Source organism: Synechococcus sp. Cruz CV12-2-Slac-r (assembly GCF_024346075.1).
Lineage (GTDB): Bacteria > Cyanobacteriota > Cyanobacteriia > PCC-6307 > Cyanobiaceae > Synechococcus_D.
This window is the reverse complement of sequence record NZ_JAGQEK010000024.1, coordinates 1-16,898: the sequence shown is the minus strand read 5'-3', so window position 1 is coordinate 16,898 and position 16,898 is coordinate 1. Positions and strand designations below refer to the sequence as shown.

The window sequence follows — 16,898 nt, the reverse complement described above, 5'->3', positions numbered from 1 at the left end:
CGGAGGTGAAACGCTGCAGCGGCAACGATAGTTGGGGGGTAGCCCCCTGCAAAAATAGCTCGATGCCAGGTAAAAATTTCCTTTTTAAATTAGTGCTTGAATTAGCGCTAATTCCCCAGCCACCTTCTAAAGGTGGCTTTTTTTGTGCTTTATTGGCCATGTTTAAAAATCTCTCAAGATTAACTTTTTGGCAATTTAGGCAGGTGATTCGTTTGTGGAATCGCCATGGCTGTGTTGATTTAAGTGCTGCATTTGCTTTTCATAGTTTGCAATCAATTTTTCCATTCCTTTTGCTTTGTTTTGGTGTAGCAGCTCGTGTTTTTGGTCAGGCCGATGGTGCGCTTGAACAGATTTTAGATTTTGCAGATCAGGTGCTTCCACCTGGTAGCAGATTTGTAATTGCTGATGTTTTGGAAACGTTAATAGCTCAAGGTCGAGCGGCAGGAATAATTGGTGCATTTGCTTTATTAATTACCGCTAGTAATGCAACCCTTTCGTTGCAGCGAGGTTACGACCGGCTTTGGCTTGGATTTAAGGAGCCACTATTACCTAACCATTCCTGGCTTTGGCACTTCAGTGATTTGTTATTGCAAAGGGCTAAGGCTATTTTTGGCGCATTGTTGCTTGTATTTTTATTATTAATTAATCAACTAACAACTCCTTTTAAGTTGATTTGGCTTGGCATTTGGTCTTCTTTGGCTAGCTGGTCTTTAGTGTTGCCTGAAGTGTGGCAACTGCCGGCTCGATCTGCTACTTCTGTTTTTTCTAGCTGGTGTGCTTTATTAATCGGTATTGCGCTCTTGTTTAGTTTTTTGCCCCGCAGAAGGCCACCCTTGAAATTCCTTTGGTATGGCGCTCTATTTGTTGCAACAACTCTAACGTTGCTTAATCCGTTGCTGGGTAGTTTATTGATCTGGCTTTCCTCTCGTTTTCTTGCCTATGGCTTGGTTGGCAGTGTGATTGTGCTTAATCTTTGGGTTTGGTTAATTGGTTTGATCCTATATTTTGGGATGACATTGACCGTAGTTAGGCGCTCAAGAAACATCGAGGCTTAATTCATTAAGTATTAAGCCTTCTGGATCTAGTTTCTTTATATCCTGAACCACTTGGTTGAGTATTTCGCGGCAAGTTTTTTCCATTTCCAGTGCCTCTGCATATAGGCTTGGGATATCTTCAATTGGCAACTCTTCGCTTTGTAGATTGCTAATTATTTCTTCAAGTGCTTCTTGAGCTTGCTGGTAGTTCAATTGTTGTTTGTTTGATTTTTTCATAATTGCCCCTCGTTTTTTCCTTTTTCGAAATTGTTGATTGTTAATTCTAAGCTGCCATCAATTAATTCTGCGCTAATTAAGTCTCCCTTTTTTAGATTCTTGCTATTTTTCACTACTTTTCCAGCTTCAGTTCTCAAGATGCAATACCCCCTTTTTGCTAAACGCAGTGGTGACACCGCACTCCTTAAGTTAATTAAATTTTTTAACTGCCAGAGCTTACGTTCAATCCTTTTTTCTACTGAGTTTTTGCACTGTTGGTTTCCTTGATTTTGATGGTGATTATCAATTTTTATTTGGATGCGATTTTGCAAGTATTGGCGCCAGTGCAAGCCCTGCTGATACAGCTGTTGTTGCTTCTGTTTGCAATCTGGTAGTAGGGCAACAATTGCGGCGGTTGGTGTTGCCGCTCGGTAATCAGCAACAAGATCAGCCACTGTGATGTCGTCTTCATGGCCAATTCCTGTAATTGTTGGTATCGGGCAACGGCTGATGCAGCGAGCTATGGCTTCGCTATCAAATATTGCTAGATCTTCGCGGCTACCGCCTCCCCTTGCCAGCACCAAAGCTTCTATACCTAATTGTTGCCAATGTTTTTCAAGCTTTTCAAATACTGAACAGATTTCTTTTTCTTTATCGCCTTGCACCGGAATTGGCACCACACGAATTGCACAACCAGGCCAGCGTTGTTGAGCGGTACGCAATAAATCTGCCAATGCGGAGCTTGGCACGCTAGTTAGTAAGGCGATACAACTCGGATACGCCGGTAAACTGCGCTTCTTCTCAAGCGCTAGTAAGCCTTCTGCCTCTAATTTTATTTTTACTGCTTCAAAGCGTCGTAGCACCGTTGTAAGAGACGGCCTCATATCAAGTACTTGAACGCTCAGGCTTGCCCTAGCCGCCCAAAAATTTAGTTTTGCTACCACCACCACGCCATCGCCATCTTCCGGGCAAAAATCTAGGCGTTGCAAGGTTGATGCCCATGCCACTGCTTGAATGGTGGCATCACCATCACTAAGGGTGAACCAGAGATGCCCTTTCTTAAGTACTGGTTTTAAGGCTGCTGCCTCAATTAAAAAGCGGGGCGCAAAAGCCCTTTCCAGCAGCACCCCAATGGCTTCGTTTAATTGCTGAACGGAGTACCGAGGTAAATCCATTAATTCTTTAGTTGCTTGTAGCGGTGCCAAAACCAAGTACTCGTGGCACTTCCTAGTAAAAACACAACTAACCCCCAGGTGGTGTTGATGCGAACTAGGCCAATAAAGGTAATCGCTAATGAGCTACTCAATATCCTTGAGCCATCCCGGCGATTTTGAACGAAAAGCCCCATCGCATCCATGCAAGCCCAATCACCATATCGAGTTGCCTGTGGGTGCTGGCAGTTTTGAGCATAAAAAAGGAGGCTTGCGCCCCCTTCTTAATTAGTTAAAGATGAATTCTGCCGAATCAGCCGAGGCCAACTTGAGCAAGGATTCCCTGGCCGGTGAGAAGCTCAGTAGCAAGGCCGATTACAAAACCCATCATGGCTAGGCGTCCATTCCAGGTTTCAGCGAAATTCACAAAACCGAAGCGTGAATCAGAATCAGACATGGTGCGAGGTGGTGAACTGCGCTAATTGTAACGTTTAATAGCGCGCTATTGACAGTATTCCCCGAAATAGGTTCGGTGCATATCCAGGATTGACATTTGCAGGTTTATGGCTTAAGGCTGAGCTTTAGCTTTTCTTCCAGTGACGGATCGAGCCGTGCAGCTTTTGGGATATGGCTCCGCTTTTCTTACTACAACAAGCTTTTTCCCTCAGGCCATCAAGGTTCTCCGCACAAACGAAACAAGAGGAATCTCCCTGAGAATGTATTTGCTATTCACTTTGGGGGTAGCAGGCTGGGGAATCTATGGCTGGCTAAACCGTGATTGGCCAGTTTTTGCCGCTAATTTGATTACTTTTCCAGCCACCGCTGCAATCCTTGAACGCAAAATAAAATCTCTGCTTAATCAGCGCACATGACGGGCGCCATCTACTGGGTGATATGGCTCACCAGTGGTTTGTTCAAACACAATCGCTGGTAAACCTGTTTCAAACATGGTTTGCAGTGCCTCTTTTAAATAAGGGTTCCAGCCACCGGTAGAAACCTTGCCGTGGCGCACAGTCCAATCCCAAGTGCCTTGAAGATCTCTGGGGATACGGCCTTCACGATCTCTGCGGGCCACAAGATCTTGAGATTCCACAAGCCCCACCAAAATTGGCTCTTGGCCATAGGCGGGAGTAATGGTGAGCTCTAGGCGAACGGGATTATCTTTAACCATCCGCAACCGAAACCTTGGCGGCAACTTCACCGCTTTGAGTACGGCTGCCACCACTTTGGTGCGTTGATCCACTTGGGTAACTCCGGCTTGCATCGGTACTCAGTTTGAAGTTTCTACTAGCTTGCGCGATCGTCGGCCTTCAGCGGTTCGTTATCTCCGCTGAAGCGCACTACTAGCAATTCTTCCGTTGTGATTCTGCCATTGGCATCAAGCATTTCTGGGTGGATATTGATTGGCGGCCGTGGTTGAAGCATTGCAGCGCTTGAACTAAATCCCTTGCCCATCACACGGAAGGCCTGCCATAGCAGTGCAGCCATGCAAGCTAGATAAAGGAGTGGAAAAACCTGATTCATCTTGCTCAACTACGTATAGCCACCATTATGGGCGTTAGATCAAAAGGCTTGTTTCTGCAAATAGCAAAATTGCCTACGCAACTGTTTATTTCAGCGGCTCTGCTTGCAATGTCAGCACCTGCGCTTGCTCAAGGGGGGCTGCCCCTTGGGCGTAGTTCTTTTGTTGCTGATGCGGTACGCAGGGCAGGTCCGGCAGTGGTGCGGATAGATACCGAACGCACGGTGGTTAGTACAGGCTCAAGGGGTGTACCCCAGATGCTTTTGATGGATCCCCTTTTTAGGCAGTTCTTTGGGGTGCCAGGAGCGGGGATTCCGAGCCAGCGCACGGAAAGGGGCCAAGGCACTGGAGTGATTTTTCAGCCGGAAGGCCTAATTCTTACAAATGCCCATGTGGTGGATGGCAGCAGCAGGGTCACTGTGGTGCTGGTGGATGGCCGCAGTTTGGAGGGTTCCGTTGTGGGCAGCGACCCAATAACCGATCTGGCGGTGGTGCGTGTTAGCTCTAATTCGCCCTTGCCGGTGGCCCCCCTTGGAAATTCCGATGGGGTTCAAGTTGGAGATTGGGCAATTGCCGTGGGTAATCCTTTTGGGCTTGATAACACCGTTACTTTGGGCATCATCAGCAGCACAAATCGCAATGCCAGCAAGCTTGGAATAACCGATAAACGTTTGGATTTAATTCAAACTGATGCTGCTATCAATCCGGGTAATTCAGGCGGACCGCTTTTGAATGCTGAAGGTCAAGTGGTGGGTATTAACGCGATGGTGCGCTCTGGCCCAGGTGCTGGCTTGGGATTTTCAATACCTATAAACCGGGCCCGAAATATTGCAGATCAACTAGTGAAAAATGGCCGAGCTAGCCACGCCATGGTTGGCTTGGTTCTGCAAACTGATCCACGCGGGGTAAGAGTTGCGTCTTTAATGCCTGGCGGCCCTGCTGCAAGGGCTGGCTTGCAAATTGGTGATCTGATAACAAAAGCTTCTGGAAAGCAGATTAAAGATCCCGCTCAATTTTTAAAGGCAGTTGAAGCAACTGGAGTGGGGCAACCGCTTGATGTAATGGCAATGCGCGAAGGGAAAATATTTAACTACTCCTTAATACCTGTTGAAATGAGTCAAATAATCAAAAGATAAGAAATTTCCAGGATTTAAGTAGATCTAGTAAATGGCTGGTCCAATAGGAATTTGCTGCTTAATAACCCAGTTTGTGGCAGCTTTCTGGGTTTGCCAGGCATTCAATAACTGCTTAGACAAACCGCGCAACACCTCTAGATCCGATTCAGAATCTATTGCCCTACTAATTCGTTCAACTTCAAATTTTTGACCAAGGCTGAGATTCAAGGAATTTTCCATGGTTTAAAAGCTGCTACCAATATCCTAAGAACTGTTTCAGTTTATTGCGTAGCAGCTGAACCGCTGCCCCTAATGCTCCACATCTCCCCCTTCGCGTAAGTCGTCTACGCAGCGGGTTACGCAGGCACCATCTTCGAGAGAGCATTCAGTAATGCATTGAAAGTAAGCTTCAACCGCATCCCAGGCTTGAACGTGGCCTTGGCCATGTAATTGGTTGGCTTGAGCGTTTGAGCTGTTGATCTGGCTGAACTGGCTCACTTTGGTTAAATGGCGGTAGTTCAGTCAGCGTATGAACACTTTTCAGCTTGGTCTACAAAAATGAGTCTTGTTGCCTAGTCAACTGTGAAGTTACGTGTTGTTGGGCATTTGATTGGGCACTTCCGTTGCCAGGAAAATGCCTTCAACACTGGGCTGATGCTGAGGGTGTCGCTAGCTAGGTGGAACTTGTAGCGACTCAGAGATCCCTTTGCTGCCACTAAACCGCGCACCTCTCCAAGTTTATGGAACATGCAGCAATCCACTATTTGGGCATCATTTGACCATTGCTTGCGCAATTTGTGCTGAGCCCTGGCGAATGGGGATGCCATCACTTGCAAAAGCTTTGTGGAACATCAGCTCAACACCAATAAGCAATTGGCGCAACGGCCAATTCCCGCGCGTTCACAAGGGGTGTGAAATTTACCCATAGGGATAGTGAGCTCCATCAGAGTTACCCCATGGATGGGGGGAAGAAGGAAGAGATGATGAGCGTTTTCAAACATGCTCAGCTGGGTCTTTTGCGGCGGCTATCGGCCTTGCTTTTTTGCTTCTGACGGTTAGCGCTGCGTTTAGCCTCTTTTTCTGCCTCTACTTCGCTAAGCAGCAATAATTCCTTTTCCTCTTCTTTTTTTTGTTCGTAATAGGCGTAATCGCCTCGGTAAAGCACAAGATCACCATCTTTAATTTCGACTATTTTGTTAGCAACTTGGGCTAAGAAATAACGATCGTGGCTCACAATTAATGCGGCGCCTTCATATTCCTTAAGGGCTGCTTCCAGCATTTGCTTGGCGGGGATATCAAGATGATTTGTTGGTTCATCCAGCACCAGCAAGTTGCACGGACTCAGCAACATTAAAGCCAATGCAAGCCGTGCTTTTTCTCCCCCTGAAAGTTGGCCCACCTCTTTAAATACAGCTTCATTGCTGAAACAAAAACTGCCGAGCAATGAACGCACCTGGGTTTGGGTCCAATCAGGCACTGCTTCATAAAGGGTGTCTATTACTGTTTTTTCAAGGTTGAGAGCCTCGGCTTGGTTTTGCTCGAAATAGCCAGCAATCACGTTGTGCTCCCCTAACCGAGCTGAACCCTCATCAGGTTTTTCGTTGCCCATCACCAAGCGCAATAACGTTGACTTACCTGCTCCGTTGGGGCCCACAAAGGCAATGCGATCGCCCCGTTCCACCTCAAGATTGGCCCCCAAGAACAAAATCTTGTCGCCATAACTGTGGGTTAAATCTTCAAATACAGCGATCTCGCGGCCGCTGCGGGGGGCGGGGGGAAATTGGAAACGAGGTCCCCCAATACCTTCAGTTGGAGCCTCGAGGCGATCAACTTTATCCAGTAATTTTTCGCGACTTTTTGCTTGGGTCGATCTGGTGGCGCTAGCCCTAAAACGGTCGATAAATGCCTGCTGACTAGCAAGTTCCTTTTGCTGCCGTTCAAAGGCGGATAGATTTGCCTCCTGTTCTAAAAGCTTTTGTTCAAGGTGTTCACTGTAATTACCTAAATAAGAACGCGATACGCCGCGCTCTGTTTCTACAATTTGATTACATACACGATCAAGAAATGCACGGTCATGACTAATTACAACTTGAGGAACAGTTTGATCGCGAAGATAGTTTTCCAGCCATTCAATTGTTTCAACATCAAGGTGGTTTGTGGGCTCGTCAAGGAGCAATAAGTCTGGTTCTTGTAGTAGTATCTTGCCAAGAGCAATCCTCATTTGCCAGCCGCCGGAATAGTCGCCAACAAGATCTTCCGCCCCTGATTGAGAGAAACCAATGGTGGGTAATAATTTATCGATCCGAGCATCTAATTCATAGCCATGTAATGCTTCAAATTGGTTTTGCAAGCTTCCTAATTGCTCAATTAATTTATCTAAATGGGCGGGGTTTTCCGCCGCTTCGCTACTGGCCATGGCCTGCTCAACCGCTTTTTGTTTATTGAGCACTTTTGCTGCTTCGCCAAAAGCTTGAAACAGTTCTTGGCGCACTGTGGAGCGCAGATCAACGTCGAATTCCTGTTGCAAATACACGATTCGAGGATCCCCTTGCTTCACCACAAGCCCAGTGGTGGGATCTTCTAAGCCAGCAATGATCCGCAGCTGGGTGGATTTACCGGCGCCATTAACCCCCACAAGGCCAATCCGATCCCCCGCTTTTACCTCCCAGGTCACATCCCGCAGCACTTCCCCAGTGGGATAGATCTTGCTGACCCGTTCAAGCCGCAGCATCTTGCCAGCACCAATGGGCAGACCTTACCAAGCATGCGGCGCGGCAGACTCTTAATCAGCCACCTTGCTGCCTAGATGCTCAAGCGCTTGGAACAGGTAACCGCTCTCGTTGTAGCTGCAGGCTTGGCAATCGTGAGCTACTGGCTATTTTTTAGCTGGGCCCAGGGGGGAGCCGAAAAAAAACCAGCTGATTTCCAAAGAACTGAAATCCAAAGAACTGAAAGCCTTGAACAACGCCGTATCAAGTGAGGTTGTTGCGGCTGCCAAACATGCAATCCACGTATCTGCGGGTTAACTCCCGTTGCTGCGAACTCTGTTGCCCCCCCTGTTGCAACAGAAACCCAGCAAGAGCAGCCTGTAGAAGGCGGTATTGATCCCATTGAGGATGCAGATCAATGAATCGCACCATGGCCTCAAATAATGAACTCGGCAGAGGGGTTTGAAAACTCACCTGATATTCATCTACTACTGCGGATGTGGTAGCTCGATTAACCAACGTTGCCGTTTATCAGTTGCACCAATACGCCACAGAAAAAGGGCTTCGTCAAAATTGCCGCTTATTTACTGTCTGTTTGATCTAAGAGCTGAGATTGCCCATGGCCACTGGATTGTTCCAGTTAACGAAAATTCCCGCTTGAGTTGAAGCTCGAGGCTGGCTCCCGTCAAGGGTGCAGCTGCGGTGCTACACAATTTCCCCAAGCTTCAAAGGCAGACAGGCTTAGATGCTGACTACTTGTGGAAAAATCTTGTAGCTGAGGTGGAAAAGCTGCTGCGGCTGTGGAAAAGCTTGTTTGATTAGTAGCACTTATCAAACGTAAATTGCCTGGCCTGATCTCAGGCGGCTAATTCTTCCACGCTCTCTACGGCTGAAGCGTCTTCCATGGTGCGGGCATCAAGGCAAAGCACCTTGCGCAGCTGGGCATAGTTGCGCGCCATTGCAGCGCGACCCTCTTGGCTTGCTCCGTATTCAGCTCTTTGCAATATGTGATGAAGGTGGGTTAGCAGGTAAGTGCTGATAACGGCTGAAACCAGCACATCACTTTTCTCAGCACCTTTCTCAGCGCTTTTCTCAGCGCTTTTTTTGGAGGCTAGAGACATGGGCGTTCCCCTTTGCTGTCAACTATAGTGGCGGATACTACCCATGACAGTGTCACTACACTTGTCAGTATTTCTGCCCCTGGGTTCCATCCTTTGCCCACTCGTCAAACCTCCAGCAGCGGTAAATCCAAGTCTCCGCGCATCCAGGTGGTGTTACCGGAGGGGCTTTGGGAGCGCCTTTCTGCAGCTGCAGAGGCAGACAGCCGCACAGTTAGCAACATGGCCAAGGTGTTGATCCAGCAGGGGCTCAGCCAATGGGAGCAAGCTGCCAACCCGCAAAGCAACAGCGAGCTACTACGCGATCAGTTGGAGCGCCAGCAAAAAAGCCCGCTTAAGCGTTTACGGGGGCTGCCTCGCCGCATTCGCCTCAATCGCTAAGGGCGCACCAATTGCCCCAATAGTCCGCAGCGCTTCGCTCCTGTTACAGATGGAATACCCGCTGCAAATCCCCGTTGTTGCCACCAGGCCAACAACGCGAAGGCCAGGGCTTCTCTTTCTTGGTGGCCAATGCCTAGCTCAGCTAGGGGCCTAACCCACACCCCGTGGCAGCGATTCTGCAATTGCAACATCAGGGCTTTATTTCGGCAGCCGCCCCCAGAAATCAAAAGTTCAAGTGGTTTTATACCCCGATCGAGATCGGCTGCTACAGCAGCAGCACTAAAGGCTGTGAGGGTGGCAATCACGTCTGCTGCTGCTTCAATTCCAGCTTTTTTAAGGCTTAAAAGTCTCGCCTCCAGGTCTTGGCGTCCGTAGAGCTCGCGGCCAGTAGATTTTGGTGGTGCTTTCTGTAGGTAAGGCTCCTTAAGCCACTGCTGCAGCAACTCTTCTTGCACCTTTCCCTCTAGAGCCCAGCTGCCGTCTTGGTCGTAGCTGCGGGCGCCAGCACTAAAAAATTGAACCGCTAAATCAATCAAGCTATTGGCGGGTCCGCAATCCCAGCCCCGTAACGGCTTGGTTTGATCGGGGCCATGGGCTGGCGGCAGCAAAGTTACATTCGCAATGCCGCCAAGATTCAAAACAGCACGCCAACCTCCAACCGCTGGCAATAGGGCTTGATCGGTGCGTGGAACCAATGGTGCCCCTTGTCCGCCCCGGGCTAGATCAGCTGCGCGGAAATTACTTACCACCGGCTTTTGCAGCATTTCCGCCAGTGCTGCGGCATTAAGGCTTTGCCAACTACTGCCAAGCAGTTGTAGATGGGGTGGCTGATGCCAGAGGGTTTGGCCATGGCAGCCCACCAGCTGCGCGCAATTTTTGGGGTCAGCGGCGCGGGCGCAAACAGCTTGGGCTTTGGTGATTTCTTGCTCGAGTTGCAGCCAAGCGGCAGCAGGTAAGGGTTTCCCCTGCCCGGCTGCCACTATGCGTTGCTGCAAATCAACTGGATAGGGGTGATGGGCACTATTGAGAAGCCGCCAACTGGGCCGCTGGGTATTACCCCAAAACCTCACCAGCACCCCATCCACCCCATCGGCGCTGGTGCCACTCATCAGGCCCAGCACCGTTGTTGCCATATCAGCGGTTTGGCTGGGGGGTAGTGCGCAGGTATGGCTTTACCTCAGTTACACCTTTAGGGAATTTGACCCGTGCTTCTGCTGTGGGAATCGAAGGCACCACTACACAATCATCGCCATCAACCCAATTAACAGGTGTCGCCACCTGATGGTTATCGGTGAGTTGCAAGGAATCGATCACCCGCAGAATTTCATTGAAATTGCGACCAGTGCTGGCTGGATATGTGATTTGTAGACGCAGTTTTTTGTTTGGATCAATAATAAAAACTGAACGCACTGTGAGATTATTAAGCGCATTGGGATGAATCATCCCGTAGAGATCACTCACACTTTTATCGGCATCGGCAAGAATTGGATAATCAACAAGGGTGCATTGGGTTTCGTTGATGTCGCCAATCCAACCTTTGTGGCTTTCAGCTGAATCGACACTTAGAGCAATTGTTTTTACATTGCGCTTCTCCCACTCGGGCCTTAGTTTTGCCACTTCGCCCAACTCAGTGGTGCATACCGGGGTGTAGTCAGCTGGGTGAGAGAAGAGCACCACCCAGCTGCCTTCAGCAAAGTCGTAGAGATTGATAGATCCCAGCTGAGAGTCTTGGGTGAAGTTTGGAACGGTGTCGCCGAGTTGAAGGGTCATATGCATAGGGAATACGCTTAATAATGCTTGCACAAGCTGTGCAGGCTGGCAGAGATGAGTACCCCCCTGGCGCTTTTTAACGGCAGTTATCTGGGGGAAAGGCCAACGGGGATTGGGGTTGTAGCAAGGGAGCTATATGCAGCCCTAGATCATCAAGAGGTGCCAGCGCTTTGGCCGCAGGGCCTCTCCCCAGACCATGGCTCCCGCGGACACTTACGACGTTTGCTTTGGACCCAGAGGCAATTGCCAAAGTTGTGGAAGAGCAGCGGTGCTCCGCTTTTGCTGTCTCCCCTACCGGAAGCTCCTCTGGGTAAAGGTGTGCCTGCGGTGGTTCTCGCCCACGATCTGCTACCTCTGCGCTACCCCCAACTTTCGCCTCTACTCGCATATCACTTGGCCTATGTGCCATTGGTCTTGCATCGAGCTCGCCACGTGCTGTGCAATTCAGAGGCAACTGCTCGGGAGGTTCACATGCGGTTGCGCCTGCCTTTGCGGCGGCTATCGGTGTTGCGTTTGGGTTTTTCCCCGGGCTTATTGAAGCCCATGGGGTTGCAGAGGGAAAACTTTTTGCTGGTGCTTGGCCGCCATGATCCCCATAAAAATCTGGCCCGTTTAATCCGCGCTTTTGCTCGGCTTCCGCAGGGGGAGCAGATGTTGCATTTTGTTGGTCCCCACGACTCTCGATACACCCCCAAGTTGCAGCAACTAGCAGTGGAACTTGGGATTGAAAAGCGTTGCCGCTTTACCCCATGGGTTGATAACAATGAACGCCTTACGTTGTTAAATCGTGCCACGGCATTAGTTATGCCCAGTCTTTGGGAGGGTTTTGGTTTACCTGCGCTAGAGGCGATGGCCTGCGGTACGCCGGTTTTAGCTTCCACCGCCGGGGCGTTACCTGAAGTTGTTGGAGCTGCGGCATTACCTCTTAATCCCTTGGATATTGATCAAATGACATCTGCAATCGCGCAGATATTTAACGATCGATGCTTGCAGCTGGAATTGGCAAAGGCTGGGCCGGCGCGGGCGGCTCAATTCAACTGGTGCATAACTGGCGCAAATCTCACGCAAAGGCTGAAAGAACTAGCAAATTAAGCAACTACTAATGCTCGAGAAATTCACCAAGCCAGCCTGCAGCCACCTTTAAAGGCAACTGTGCGCCCGGTAGGCGGGTGAGATAGGCCCAACGCCGTATTTGTTGGGCTGCAGGGCCTGCCAGGGTTATTCCCATACCTGTGAGGCTTGCTTTGCCAACACCAAGGCTGAGCATTTCACCAAGGTCACGCCATACGAAATCCTCTAAAGGTTCTGCAGCTAATGAGCGCATTAAGTTGCGAGCAAGTATTGGCGCCTGCTGGAAAGCCACTTGGGCACTTGCAGGTAGTGGAGGGTCGTGGGGAACAAAGGCACCATCACCAATGCCAAAAATTTCAGGAAAATCCTGAACTTGCAGATTTGCAAGGCATTGAAGCTTGCCATTTCGTTGCTGGGGGAGCTGGGGGCATGGCGGCTTGCTTTGCTGGCCTGCAGTCCAAATAACAGCAGCGATTTTTAATTGCTCGGGCGTTTCAGAACCCTCTTGATTGAGTTGCAACTCATGGGCTCCCACACTTAATACCTCACAGTTGCAACGCAAGCGCACGTCTAAGCGTTGCAGCGCCAGTAGCGCCTGCTGGCGATTGAAAGCCTTGGCATTGGCTAAACATTGCGGACCCCGCTCGAGCAGTTCCACCACAGCAAAGCCCTTTAATAAATCTGCCAATTTGCAAGCCAGCTCCACTCCAGTGGGGCCAGCTCCAACAACTGCAATCCGTTGCAGCGGTTGAGGTTGTTGTTTTATTTTTTTGATTAATGCCGCCAAGCGATCCACATCCGCAAGGGTTCTAAAAGTTTGGGCATAAGTTTCCACTCCAGGCACGCCAAAGCTGAAAGGAGCCGCTCCTGTAGCCACCACCAAGCGGCTGTAGTTGAGCTCCTTGCCACCGACGGTGTGCAATTTGGAAGCTTCAGGGGTAATGGCTGTTGCCCGATCTTTTAACCAACCAATGCCGTGGCCTGCTAGCAAGTTGTCGTAGCGCGGCGCAAGTTGCCAGAGGGCGAGTTCGGCACTGAGCAATTCGTAGAGAAAAGGTGAAAAAACAAATCTTTCGTTTGGTTCAACCAAAAGCAGTGGGGGGTGATTGGCTTGTTTTGCCAACTCGAGAGCTGTGTAGAGGCCCCCAAAACCGCCGCCAATAATCACTATCGGTGCCTGCACTACTACAACCTCCGATTTATTGGCACACTACGGGGTTTAGCGTGACGCTGCGGTTGGTTGGAAGTTGATGAATGGGGCGTTCGTCGCTCGATATTGCAGCTGAGTTGGAACTGTTTCAGGCCCAACTAGTTGAACTTGATGCCCCAGGGCAGTTGCAGTGGGGTTTGCAACAATTTGGTTCTAGCTTTGCGCTAACCACAAGTTTTGGTATCCAATCGGCGGTGCTGCTGCATCTAGCCACTCAAATTGAGCCAAATATTCCGATCTATTGGGTTGATACCGGTTATTTACCCGAGGAAACCTATGTTTATTCTGAAGACCTTAAAAATCTTTTACAACTCAATATTCAAGTGGTCCAGCCCTCCATGAGCCCGGCGCGGATGGAAGCGTTATTGGGCAAATTGTGGGAAAGCGAGGAGCCTGGTGCGCTAGCTAAATATCACCGGCTGCGCAAAGTGGAGCCGCTGGATCAAGCCCTGGATACTGCATCGGTGGCTTGTTGGGCGAGCGGGGTGAGAGCCCGTCAAACAGACCACAGATCAACCATGGCCCCGCTGGAATTAATTAGGGGTCGCTGGAGCTTGCGCCCGCTGCTGCGATACACCAGCAAGGATGTTTATTACTACATGCAAGAGCACAAGCTGCCCCCCCATCCTCTTTTTGAGCAGGGCTACAGCACTGTTGGGGATTGGCACTCAAGCGCCCCTGATGCAGGGCAGGGCAGGGGAAGCCGTTTTGCGGGCAAGCAGCAAGAATGCGGCCTGCATTTGCAGGAATCAATGCTTGAAGGGGCTGGGATCTAGGCGATGGAACGGCTGCTCTTGATCGGTAATAGCCGTTGGCATTGGGGTGTAGGCGATCACTTTTGGCATTGCAGCCCAGCCCAAGGCCTTGAACAATTTTTGCAGCAGCCTCCCCAGCGATGGGCTGCTGTGGGGGAAGTACCAAAGGAACTTGAAGCTTGGAATCAAAGCCAAGTAGTGGGTGAAATGGTGCCCCTTAAAAACCAGGCGATTGGACTTGGCATAGATCGCGCTCTGGTGGGGTGGGGAGCCTGGCAGCGCAGCGCCGGAGCAGTGTTAGTAGCTGATGCTGGCACTGCGTTAAGCCTCACTCTTGTGGATTCTGGCGGCGCTTTTTGCGGCGGCCGAATCATGGCCGGAGCAGCTTTACAACTGCATTCGTTGAATCAGGCCACCAATGCCCTGCCAGAGGTATTACTTCAAGAGGTAGGCCGGCTGAAAACTACGGAAATTTGGCCCCAAAACACCGTGGGAGCCATGTCTGTTGGCGTTTTGCACGGGCTGGCTGCAGCGCTTTGTAGTAGCTACAGCCAAATGCCCCTTCTGTTTTCTGAGGCGAAGCTCTGGCTCACGGGGGGGGATGCAGAGTTGTTGCAGCCCCTTTTGATAGAAGCTGGTTTGCAACCTCGCTTGGCCCTAAATCTCGCCTTGGAAGCCCTGGGGCGGCTTAGCTGCTGATACCAAGGTCGTTGAGAATGGTTTCAGCCATTGTTTCAGCTTTTACTTTTGTGTAAATCTTTTCCAGCTTTCCTTCTGCATCTATTACAAAAGTGTGGCGCATCATTCCCATGTATTCACGCCCCATAAATTTTTTAAGGCCGTAGCTTTCATAGGATGTAGCAACTGGGCAAGGCTCCTCATCACTTAATAAAGTAAAAGGCAAGCTGTATTTTTCAATGAATTTGCCGTGGCTTTTTGCGCCATCTTTACTAATACCAAAAACTTTGATGCCATTTGTTTCGAATAAAGCCCATTGGTCACGAAAATTGCAAGCTTCTTTTGTGCAGCCTGGAGTGTCGTCTTTTGGATAGAAATAGAGCACAACCCTTTTGCCGCGTTGCTCTTCAAGATTTACCGATTGGCCACTTTGATCTGGAAGGATGAAGCTGGGAGCGGAATCGCCGATTTCAAGTGCCATGGCTGGATCTATGGGCTCGTTAGAACTTAAGCAGTCTCGCTTGGGTTGGGGAGCTCTCAAAGATCCAGCTGATGGTGATCTGCTAGCGGGAATCACAGCCCAGGAGCAGTGTTGGGCTGAAACACTGCCTAGCTCCATAAAACAAAGATTTCTGTGCAGCAGATTTTTAGTGCGCCGTTGGTTGGCTCATTGGTTTGATATTGATCCACTCGAGATTCCCCTCAAGGCGCCCCCAGGTGTACCCCCACTTTTGGCGCAGGGATGGGGTGAAGTGAGTTGGAGCCATAGCGCAGAGCGGCTGTTGCTCGGTTGGTCTAGAAAGCAAATCGGGGTTGATCTGGAGCGGGCTAGTCGCCCCCTGGCGGCAAAGGCATTGATGCAACGCTTTTTCCCTGAGATCGAACAAGCTCAGCTGGTGCATCTCAAAGGGGATGCTTTGCATCAGGCTGTTTTAAGCAGCTGGGTTGCAAAGGAGGCATTAATAAAACAAAAACGCAGCAGCATCGCTTTAGAGCTGTTGGATTGGTGTAAGGAATACAACCAGCCAATTGCGCGGCATCTTCCCAGTGGAATTAGCTGGCCTGTTCAGGTGAGCCGCATCAGTTTTGATGCTGAGTTGTGGCTTGTGGGCTGGAGTGGAGCAATGGTGCCACCACTGGAAACTTTTGTAAGCAGCTAATTTCAGGGGATAGTTCCCATTGCCATGCCACGCACATACAAGTTTGTGCTGATTTTGTTGCTGGGCATGGTGGGGCTGGCAGGGCTTTTGCGCCTTCAGTTGCTGCCACCGCCCCTGGCACGCGTTAGCGCAGACACCACCCTCAACGATTTGGAGGCTCAGGAATCGCTGCAGGAGGTGCGTCAGCAGGCAGCAGCTCTAATGAGCCGCTTTGTTGGGGGAGAAATCACAAGGCACTACTGGGGTGGATTTACGCCTTTTATGGACGTTCTTGGTATCGAGCTGCCCACTGAATTTGAAGCCAAAGTTGATGTAACTCCAGAACAGGCTCGTTTGAGCTTGCGGCCGCGGCAAATAGATGAGCGCTACTTGGCGGAGGTTCGAATAAACAATAATGTTGCCCGCGGGGTTGCTTGCCGCGGTTTTGGGAACAATGCGGAATTTCGGCTGGCGGGGGAGCGGTTGCTTTGCCCTAAGGGGTGGTTTGCAGTGATCGATCCCTCCGTGGATGGGTATCGCAACCGGTAAGTATTGATCAGGGTTTGAAAACTGGGTTGGTTAATTTTTTTTTTGGAGCTAAATTAAATTCGACGTGTTCCTTTTGCTCCCATGCTGAAGCGCATTGCCGCTGGCCTTCTTGCCGGCGCTGCCATTTCCGTGTCTGCCTTGCCAGTTTCCGCTCAGCCCTCACCTGTTCGTTGGAACTCTGGTGGTGCTGTATGGACTACAAAATTTTCTGATTTCAACGACTTCCTTAAGTCGAAGAATGCCACCAGCAACGAGCGTGGCCTTTCTTCTGGTTTGGCTGCTTCAGGTTGGACTGCTAAGGAAGTTCAAGCCGGTTTATCTAAAACCTACAACGTAGATTTAGTTGGTGTTTCCCGCTATCTCTATTCAAAAAATGGCGTTAAGTTCCTGCAGGATCAAACCCGCAGCTACTTCCCTTACTGGGCACAAAAAGCAACAGCAGTTCAAGCTTTGCGTTCTGCAATCATCCTCGCTTCTGTAG

25 protein-coding genes and 1 pseudogene are annotated in these 16,898 nt (G+C 50.0%); 11 read left to right on the top strand and 15 right to left on the bottom strand.

The window, feature by feature from the left end; translation table 11 throughout:
• The coding region (locus KB557_RS03725; protein ID WP_255131476.1) for a YihY/virulence factor BrkB family protein at positions 1–1,055 on the top strand (1,055 nt) is incomplete at its 5' end.
• Here the strand turns inward: KB557_RS03725 and xseB are convergent.
• The 3 genes from xseB to KB557_RS03710 all read right to left on the bottom strand — a co-directional run bounded on the left by xseB (position 1,035) and on the right by KB557_RS03710 (position 2,858).
• Positions 1,035–1,271, bottom strand: coding sequence for an exodeoxyribonuclease VII small subunit (gene xseB / locus KB557_RS03720; protein WP_255131475.1), 237 nt, complete (start codon positions 1,269–1,271; stop codon positions 1,035–1,037). The two genes, KB557_RS03725 and xseB, sit on opposite strands and share 21 nt — an antisense overlap.
• Positions 1,268–2,455 (bottom strand): exodeoxyribonuclease VII large subunit, encoded by a 1,188-nt coding sequence (gene xseA, locus KB557_RS03715; protein ID WP_315856185.1) that lies wholly within the window; start codon positions 2,453–2,455, stop codon positions 1,268–1,270. Before xseA ends, xseB begins: the two co-directional genes overlap by 4 nt.
• Positions 2,456–2,714: 259 nt before the next feature.
• Positions 2,715–2,858 (bottom strand): chlorophyll a/b-binding protein, encoded by a 144-nt coding sequence (locus KB557_RS03710; protein WP_255131474.1) that lies wholly within the window; start codon positions 2,856–2,858, stop codon positions 2,715–2,717.
• A gap of 139 nt (positions 2,859–2,997) precedes the next feature.
• Between KB557_RS03710 and KB557_RS03705 the strand changes: the two genes are divergently transcribed.
• Positions 2,998–3,273, top strand: coding sequence for a SemiSWEET transporter (locus tag KB557_RS03705; protein WP_255131473.1), 276 nt, complete (start codon positions 2,998–3,000; stop codon positions 3,271–3,273).
• On the opposite strand, the gene KB557_RS03700 is transcribed toward KB557_RS03705, so the two are convergent.
• Together KB557_RS03700 and KB557_RS03695 are read right to left on the bottom strand one after the other, a co-directional pair.
• The gene (locus KB557_RS03700) at positions 3,261–3,644 is read right to left on the bottom strand and encodes a hypothetical protein (protein ID WP_255131471.1); all 384 of its coding nucleotides are present in this window, start codon (positions 3,642–3,644) and stop codon (positions 3,261–3,263) included. The genes KB557_RS03705 and KB557_RS03700 overlap by 13 nt on opposite strands.
• 44 nt (positions 3,645–3,688) lie before the next feature.
• A complete protein-coding gene (locus KB557_RS03695) occupies positions 3,689–3,925 on the bottom strand; it encodes a DUF2973 domain-containing protein (protein WP_255131470.1) in 237 nt (78 codons plus the stop codon).
• 108 nt (positions 3,926–4,033) lie between these two features.
• Here KB557_RS03695 and KB557_RS03690 point away from each other — a divergent pair, with 108 nt between their 5' ends.
• Positions 4,034–5,059 (top strand): trypsin-like peptidase domain-containing protein, encoded by a 1,026-nt coding sequence (locus KB557_RS03690; protein WP_255131469.1) that lies wholly within the window; start codon positions 4,034–4,036, stop codon positions 5,057–5,059.
• 24 nt (positions 5,060–5,083) lie between these two features.
• Here KB557_RS03690 and KB557_RS03685 read toward each other — a convergent pair whose 3' ends face one another.
• From KB557_RS03685 to KB557_RS03670, 4 genes are all read right to left on the bottom strand, one after another.
• A complete protein-coding gene (locus tag KB557_RS03685) occupies positions 5,084–5,278 on the bottom strand; it encodes a hypothetical protein (protein ID WP_255131468.1) in 195 nt (64 codons plus the stop codon).
• A 69-nt stretch (positions 5,279–5,347) separates the two neighbouring features.
• A complete protein-coding gene (locus tag KB557_RS03680; protein WP_255131466.1) occupies positions 5,348–5,536 on the bottom strand; it encodes a hypothetical protein in 189 nt (62 codons plus the stop codon).
• Positions 5,537–5,610: 74 nt separating this feature from the next.
• Positions 5,611–5,865 carry a hypothetical protein gene (locus KB557_RS03675; RefSeq protein WP_255131465.1) on the bottom strand — a complete coding sequence of 85 codons (255 nt, stop codon included), beginning with the start codon at positions 5,863–5,865 and terminating at the stop codon, positions 5,611–5,613.
• 176 nt (positions 5,866–6,041) lie between these two features.
• The gene (locus KB557_RS03670; RefSeq protein WP_255131464.1) at positions 6,042–7,769 is read right to left on the bottom strand and encodes an ABC-F family ATP-binding cassette domain-containing protein; all 1,728 of its coding nucleotides are present in this window, start codon (positions 7,767–7,769) and stop codon (positions 6,042–6,044) included.
• A 75-nt stretch (positions 7,770–7,844) separates the two neighbouring features.
• Between KB557_RS03670 and KB557_RS03665 the strand changes: the two genes are divergently transcribed.
• A complete protein-coding gene (locus tag KB557_RS03665; RefSeq protein WP_255131462.1) occupies positions 7,845–8,018 on the top strand; it encodes a hypothetical protein in 174 nt (57 codons plus the stop codon).
• On the opposite strand, the gene KB557_RS03660 is transcribed toward KB557_RS03665, so the two are convergent.
• Entirely contained in the window at positions 8,011–8,220 is a 210-nt protein-coding gene (locus KB557_RS03660) for a DUF2811 domain-containing protein (protein WP_255131461.1), read from the bottom strand. The genes KB557_RS03665 and KB557_RS03660 overlap by 8 nt on opposite strands.
• A 383-nt stretch (positions 8,221–8,603) precedes the next feature.
• Complete coding sequence (locus tag KB557_RS03655; protein ID WP_255131460.1) at positions 8,604–8,867, bottom strand: hypothetical protein; 264 nt, start codon at positions 8,865–8,867, stop codon at positions 8,604–8,606.
• 93 nt (positions 8,868–8,960) lie between these two features.
• Between KB557_RS03655 and KB557_RS03650 the strand changes: the two genes are divergently transcribed.
• On the top strand, positions 8,961–9,245 hold the full coding sequence (locus KB557_RS03650) for a ribbon-helix-helix domain-containing protein (RefSeq protein WP_255131457.1): 285 nt from the start codon (positions 8,961–8,963) through the stop codon (positions 9,243–9,245).
• Here KB557_RS03650 and KB557_RS03645 read toward each other — a convergent pair.
• Both KB557_RS03645 and KB557_RS03640 read right to left on the bottom strand, forming a co-directional pair.
• On the bottom strand, positions 9,242–10,378 hold the full coding sequence (locus tag KB557_RS03645; protein WP_255131456.1) for an anhydro-N-acetylmuramic acid kinase: 1,137 nt from the start codon (positions 10,376–10,378) through the stop codon (positions 9,242–9,244). The genes KB557_RS03650 and KB557_RS03645 overlap by 4 nt on opposite strands.
• A gap of 1 nt (position 10,379) precedes the next feature.
• Entirely contained in the window at positions 10,380–11,015 is a 636-nt protein-coding gene (locus KB557_RS03640; protein WP_255131454.1) for a peroxiredoxin, read from the bottom strand.
• A 54-nt stretch (positions 11,016–11,069) separates the two neighbouring features.
• Here KB557_RS03640 and KB557_RS03635 point away from each other — a divergent pair, with 54 nt between their 5' ends.
• Positions 11,070–12,107 carry a glycosyltransferase family 1 protein gene (locus KB557_RS03635; RefSeq protein WP_255131452.1) on the top strand — a complete coding sequence of 346 codons (1,038 nt, stop codon included), beginning with the start codon at positions 11,070–11,072 and terminating at the stop codon, positions 12,105–12,107.
• A gap of 7 nt (positions 12,108–12,114) precedes the next feature.
• On the opposite strand, the gene KB557_RS03630 is transcribed toward KB557_RS03635, so the two are convergent.
• Positions 12,115–13,269 carry an NAD(P)/FAD-dependent oxidoreductase gene (locus tag KB557_RS03630; RefSeq protein WP_255131451.1) on the bottom strand — a complete coding sequence of 385 codons (1,155 nt, stop codon included), beginning with the start codon at positions 13,267–13,269 and terminating at the stop codon, positions 12,115–12,117.
• A 71-nt stretch (positions 13,270–13,340) separates the two neighbouring features.
• On the opposite strand from KB557_RS03630, the gene KB557_RS03625 reads away from it, so the two are divergent.
• Together KB557_RS03625 and KB557_RS03620 are read left to right on the top strand one after the other, a co-directional pair.
• The gene (locus KB557_RS03625) at positions 13,341–14,072 is read left to right on the top strand and encodes a phosphoadenylyl-sulfate reductase (RefSeq protein ID WP_255131450.1); all 732 of its coding nucleotides are present in this window, start codon (positions 13,341–13,343) and stop codon (positions 14,070–14,072) included.
• A 3-nt stretch (positions 14,073–14,075) separates the two neighbouring features.
• Positions 14,076–14,750, top strand: a complete 675-nt coding sequence (locus KB557_RS03620; protein ID WP_255131449.1) for a type III pantothenate kinase — start codon at positions 14,076–14,078, stop codon at positions 14,748–14,750.
• Here KB557_RS03620 and bcp read toward each other — a convergent pair.
• Positions 14,740–15,210 (bottom strand): thioredoxin-dependent thiol peroxidase, encoded by a 471-nt coding sequence (gene bcp / locus KB557_RS03615; RefSeq protein WP_255131448.1) that lies wholly within the window; start codon positions 15,208–15,210, stop codon positions 14,740–14,742. The genes KB557_RS03620 and bcp overlap by 11 nt on opposite strands.
• On the opposite strand from bcp, the gene KB557_RS03610 reads away from it, so the two are divergent.
• The 3 genes and pseudogenes from KB557_RS03610 to KB557_RS03600 all read left to right on the top strand — a co-directional run.
• Entirely contained in the window at positions 15,209–15,889 is a 681-nt protein-coding gene (locus KB557_RS03610; RefSeq protein WP_255131447.1) for a 4'-phosphopantetheinyl transferase superfamily protein, read from the top strand. The genes bcp and KB557_RS03610 overlap by 2 nt on opposite strands.
• A gap of 24 nt (positions 15,890–15,913) precedes the next feature.
• On the top strand, positions 15,914–16,417 hold the full coding sequence (locus KB557_RS03605) for a hypothetical protein (RefSeq protein WP_255131446.1): 504 nt from the start codon (positions 15,914–15,916) through the stop codon (positions 16,415–16,417).
• An 81-nt stretch (positions 16,418–16,498) separates the two neighbouring features.
• Positions 16,499–16,898, top strand: a pseudogene (locus tag KB557_RS03600) (alpha/beta hydrolase); the annotation flags it as partial.

Coding starts and splice junctions, on each gene's coding strand:
- KB557_RS03685 (WP_255131468.1), bottom strand. CDS start 5,278: ATGGAAAATTCCTTGAATCTCAGCCTTGGTCAAAAATTTGAAGTTGAA.
- KB557_RS03710 (WP_255131474.1), bottom strand. CDS start 2,858: ATGTCTGATTCTGATTCACGCTTCGGTTTTGTGAATTTCGCTGAAACC.
- KB557_RS03670 (WP_255131464.1), bottom strand. CDS start 7,769: ATGCTGCGGCTTGAACGGGTCAGCAAGATCTATCCCACTGGGGAAGTG.
- KB557_RS03640 (WP_255131454.1), bottom strand. CDS start 11,015: ATGACCCTTCAACTCGGCGACACCGTTCCAAACTTCACCCAAGACTCT.
- KB557_RS03695 (WP_255131470.1), bottom strand. CDS start 3,925: ATGAATCAGGTTTTTCCACTCCTTTATCTAGCTTGCATGGCTGCACTG.
- KB557_RS03645 (WP_255131456.1), bottom strand. CDS start 10,378: ATGGCAACAACGGTGCTGGGCCTGATGAGTGGCACCAGCGCCGATGGG.
- KB557_RS03665 (WP_255131462.1), top strand. CDS start 7,845: ATGCTCAAGCGCTTGGAACAGGTAACCGCTCTCGTTGTAGCTGCAGGC.
- KB557_RS03620 (WP_255131449.1), top strand. CDS start 14,076: ATGGAACGGCTGCTCTTGATCGGTAATAGCCGTTGGCATTGGGGTGTA.
- xseB (WP_255131475.1), bottom strand. CDS start 1,271: ATGAAAAAATCAAACAAACAACAATTGAACTACCAGCAAGCTCAAGAA.
- KB557_RS03625 (WP_255131450.1), top strand. CDS start 13,341: ATGGGGCGTTCGTCGCTCGATATTGCAGCTGAGTTGGAACTGTTTCAG.
- KB557_RS03610 (WP_255131447.1), top strand. CDS start 15,209: ATGGCTGGATCTATGGGCTCGTTAGAACTTAAGCAGTCTCGCTTGGGT.
- bcp (WP_255131448.1), bottom strand. CDS start 15,210: ATGGCACTTGAAATCGGCGATTCCGCTCCCAGCTTCATCCTTCCAGAT.
- KB557_RS03690 (WP_255131469.1), top strand. CDS start 4,034: ATGTCAGCACCTGCGCTTGCTCAAGGGGGGCTGCCCCTTGGGCGTAGT.
- KB557_RS03635 (WP_255131452.1), top strand. CDS start 11,070: ATGAGTACCCCCCTGGCGCTTTTTAACGGCAGTTATCTGGGGGAAAGG.
- KB557_RS03675 (WP_255131465.1), bottom strand. CDS start 5,865: ATGGCATCCCCATTCGCCAGGGCTCAGCACAAATTGCGCAAGCAATGG.
- KB557_RS03655 (WP_255131460.1), bottom strand. CDS start 8,867: ATGTCTCTAGCCTCCAAAAAAAGCGCTGAGAAAAGCGCTGAGAAAGGT.
- KB557_RS03605 (WP_255131446.1), top strand. CDS start 15,914: ATGCCACGCACATACAAGTTTGTGCTGATTTTGTTGCTGGGCATGGTG.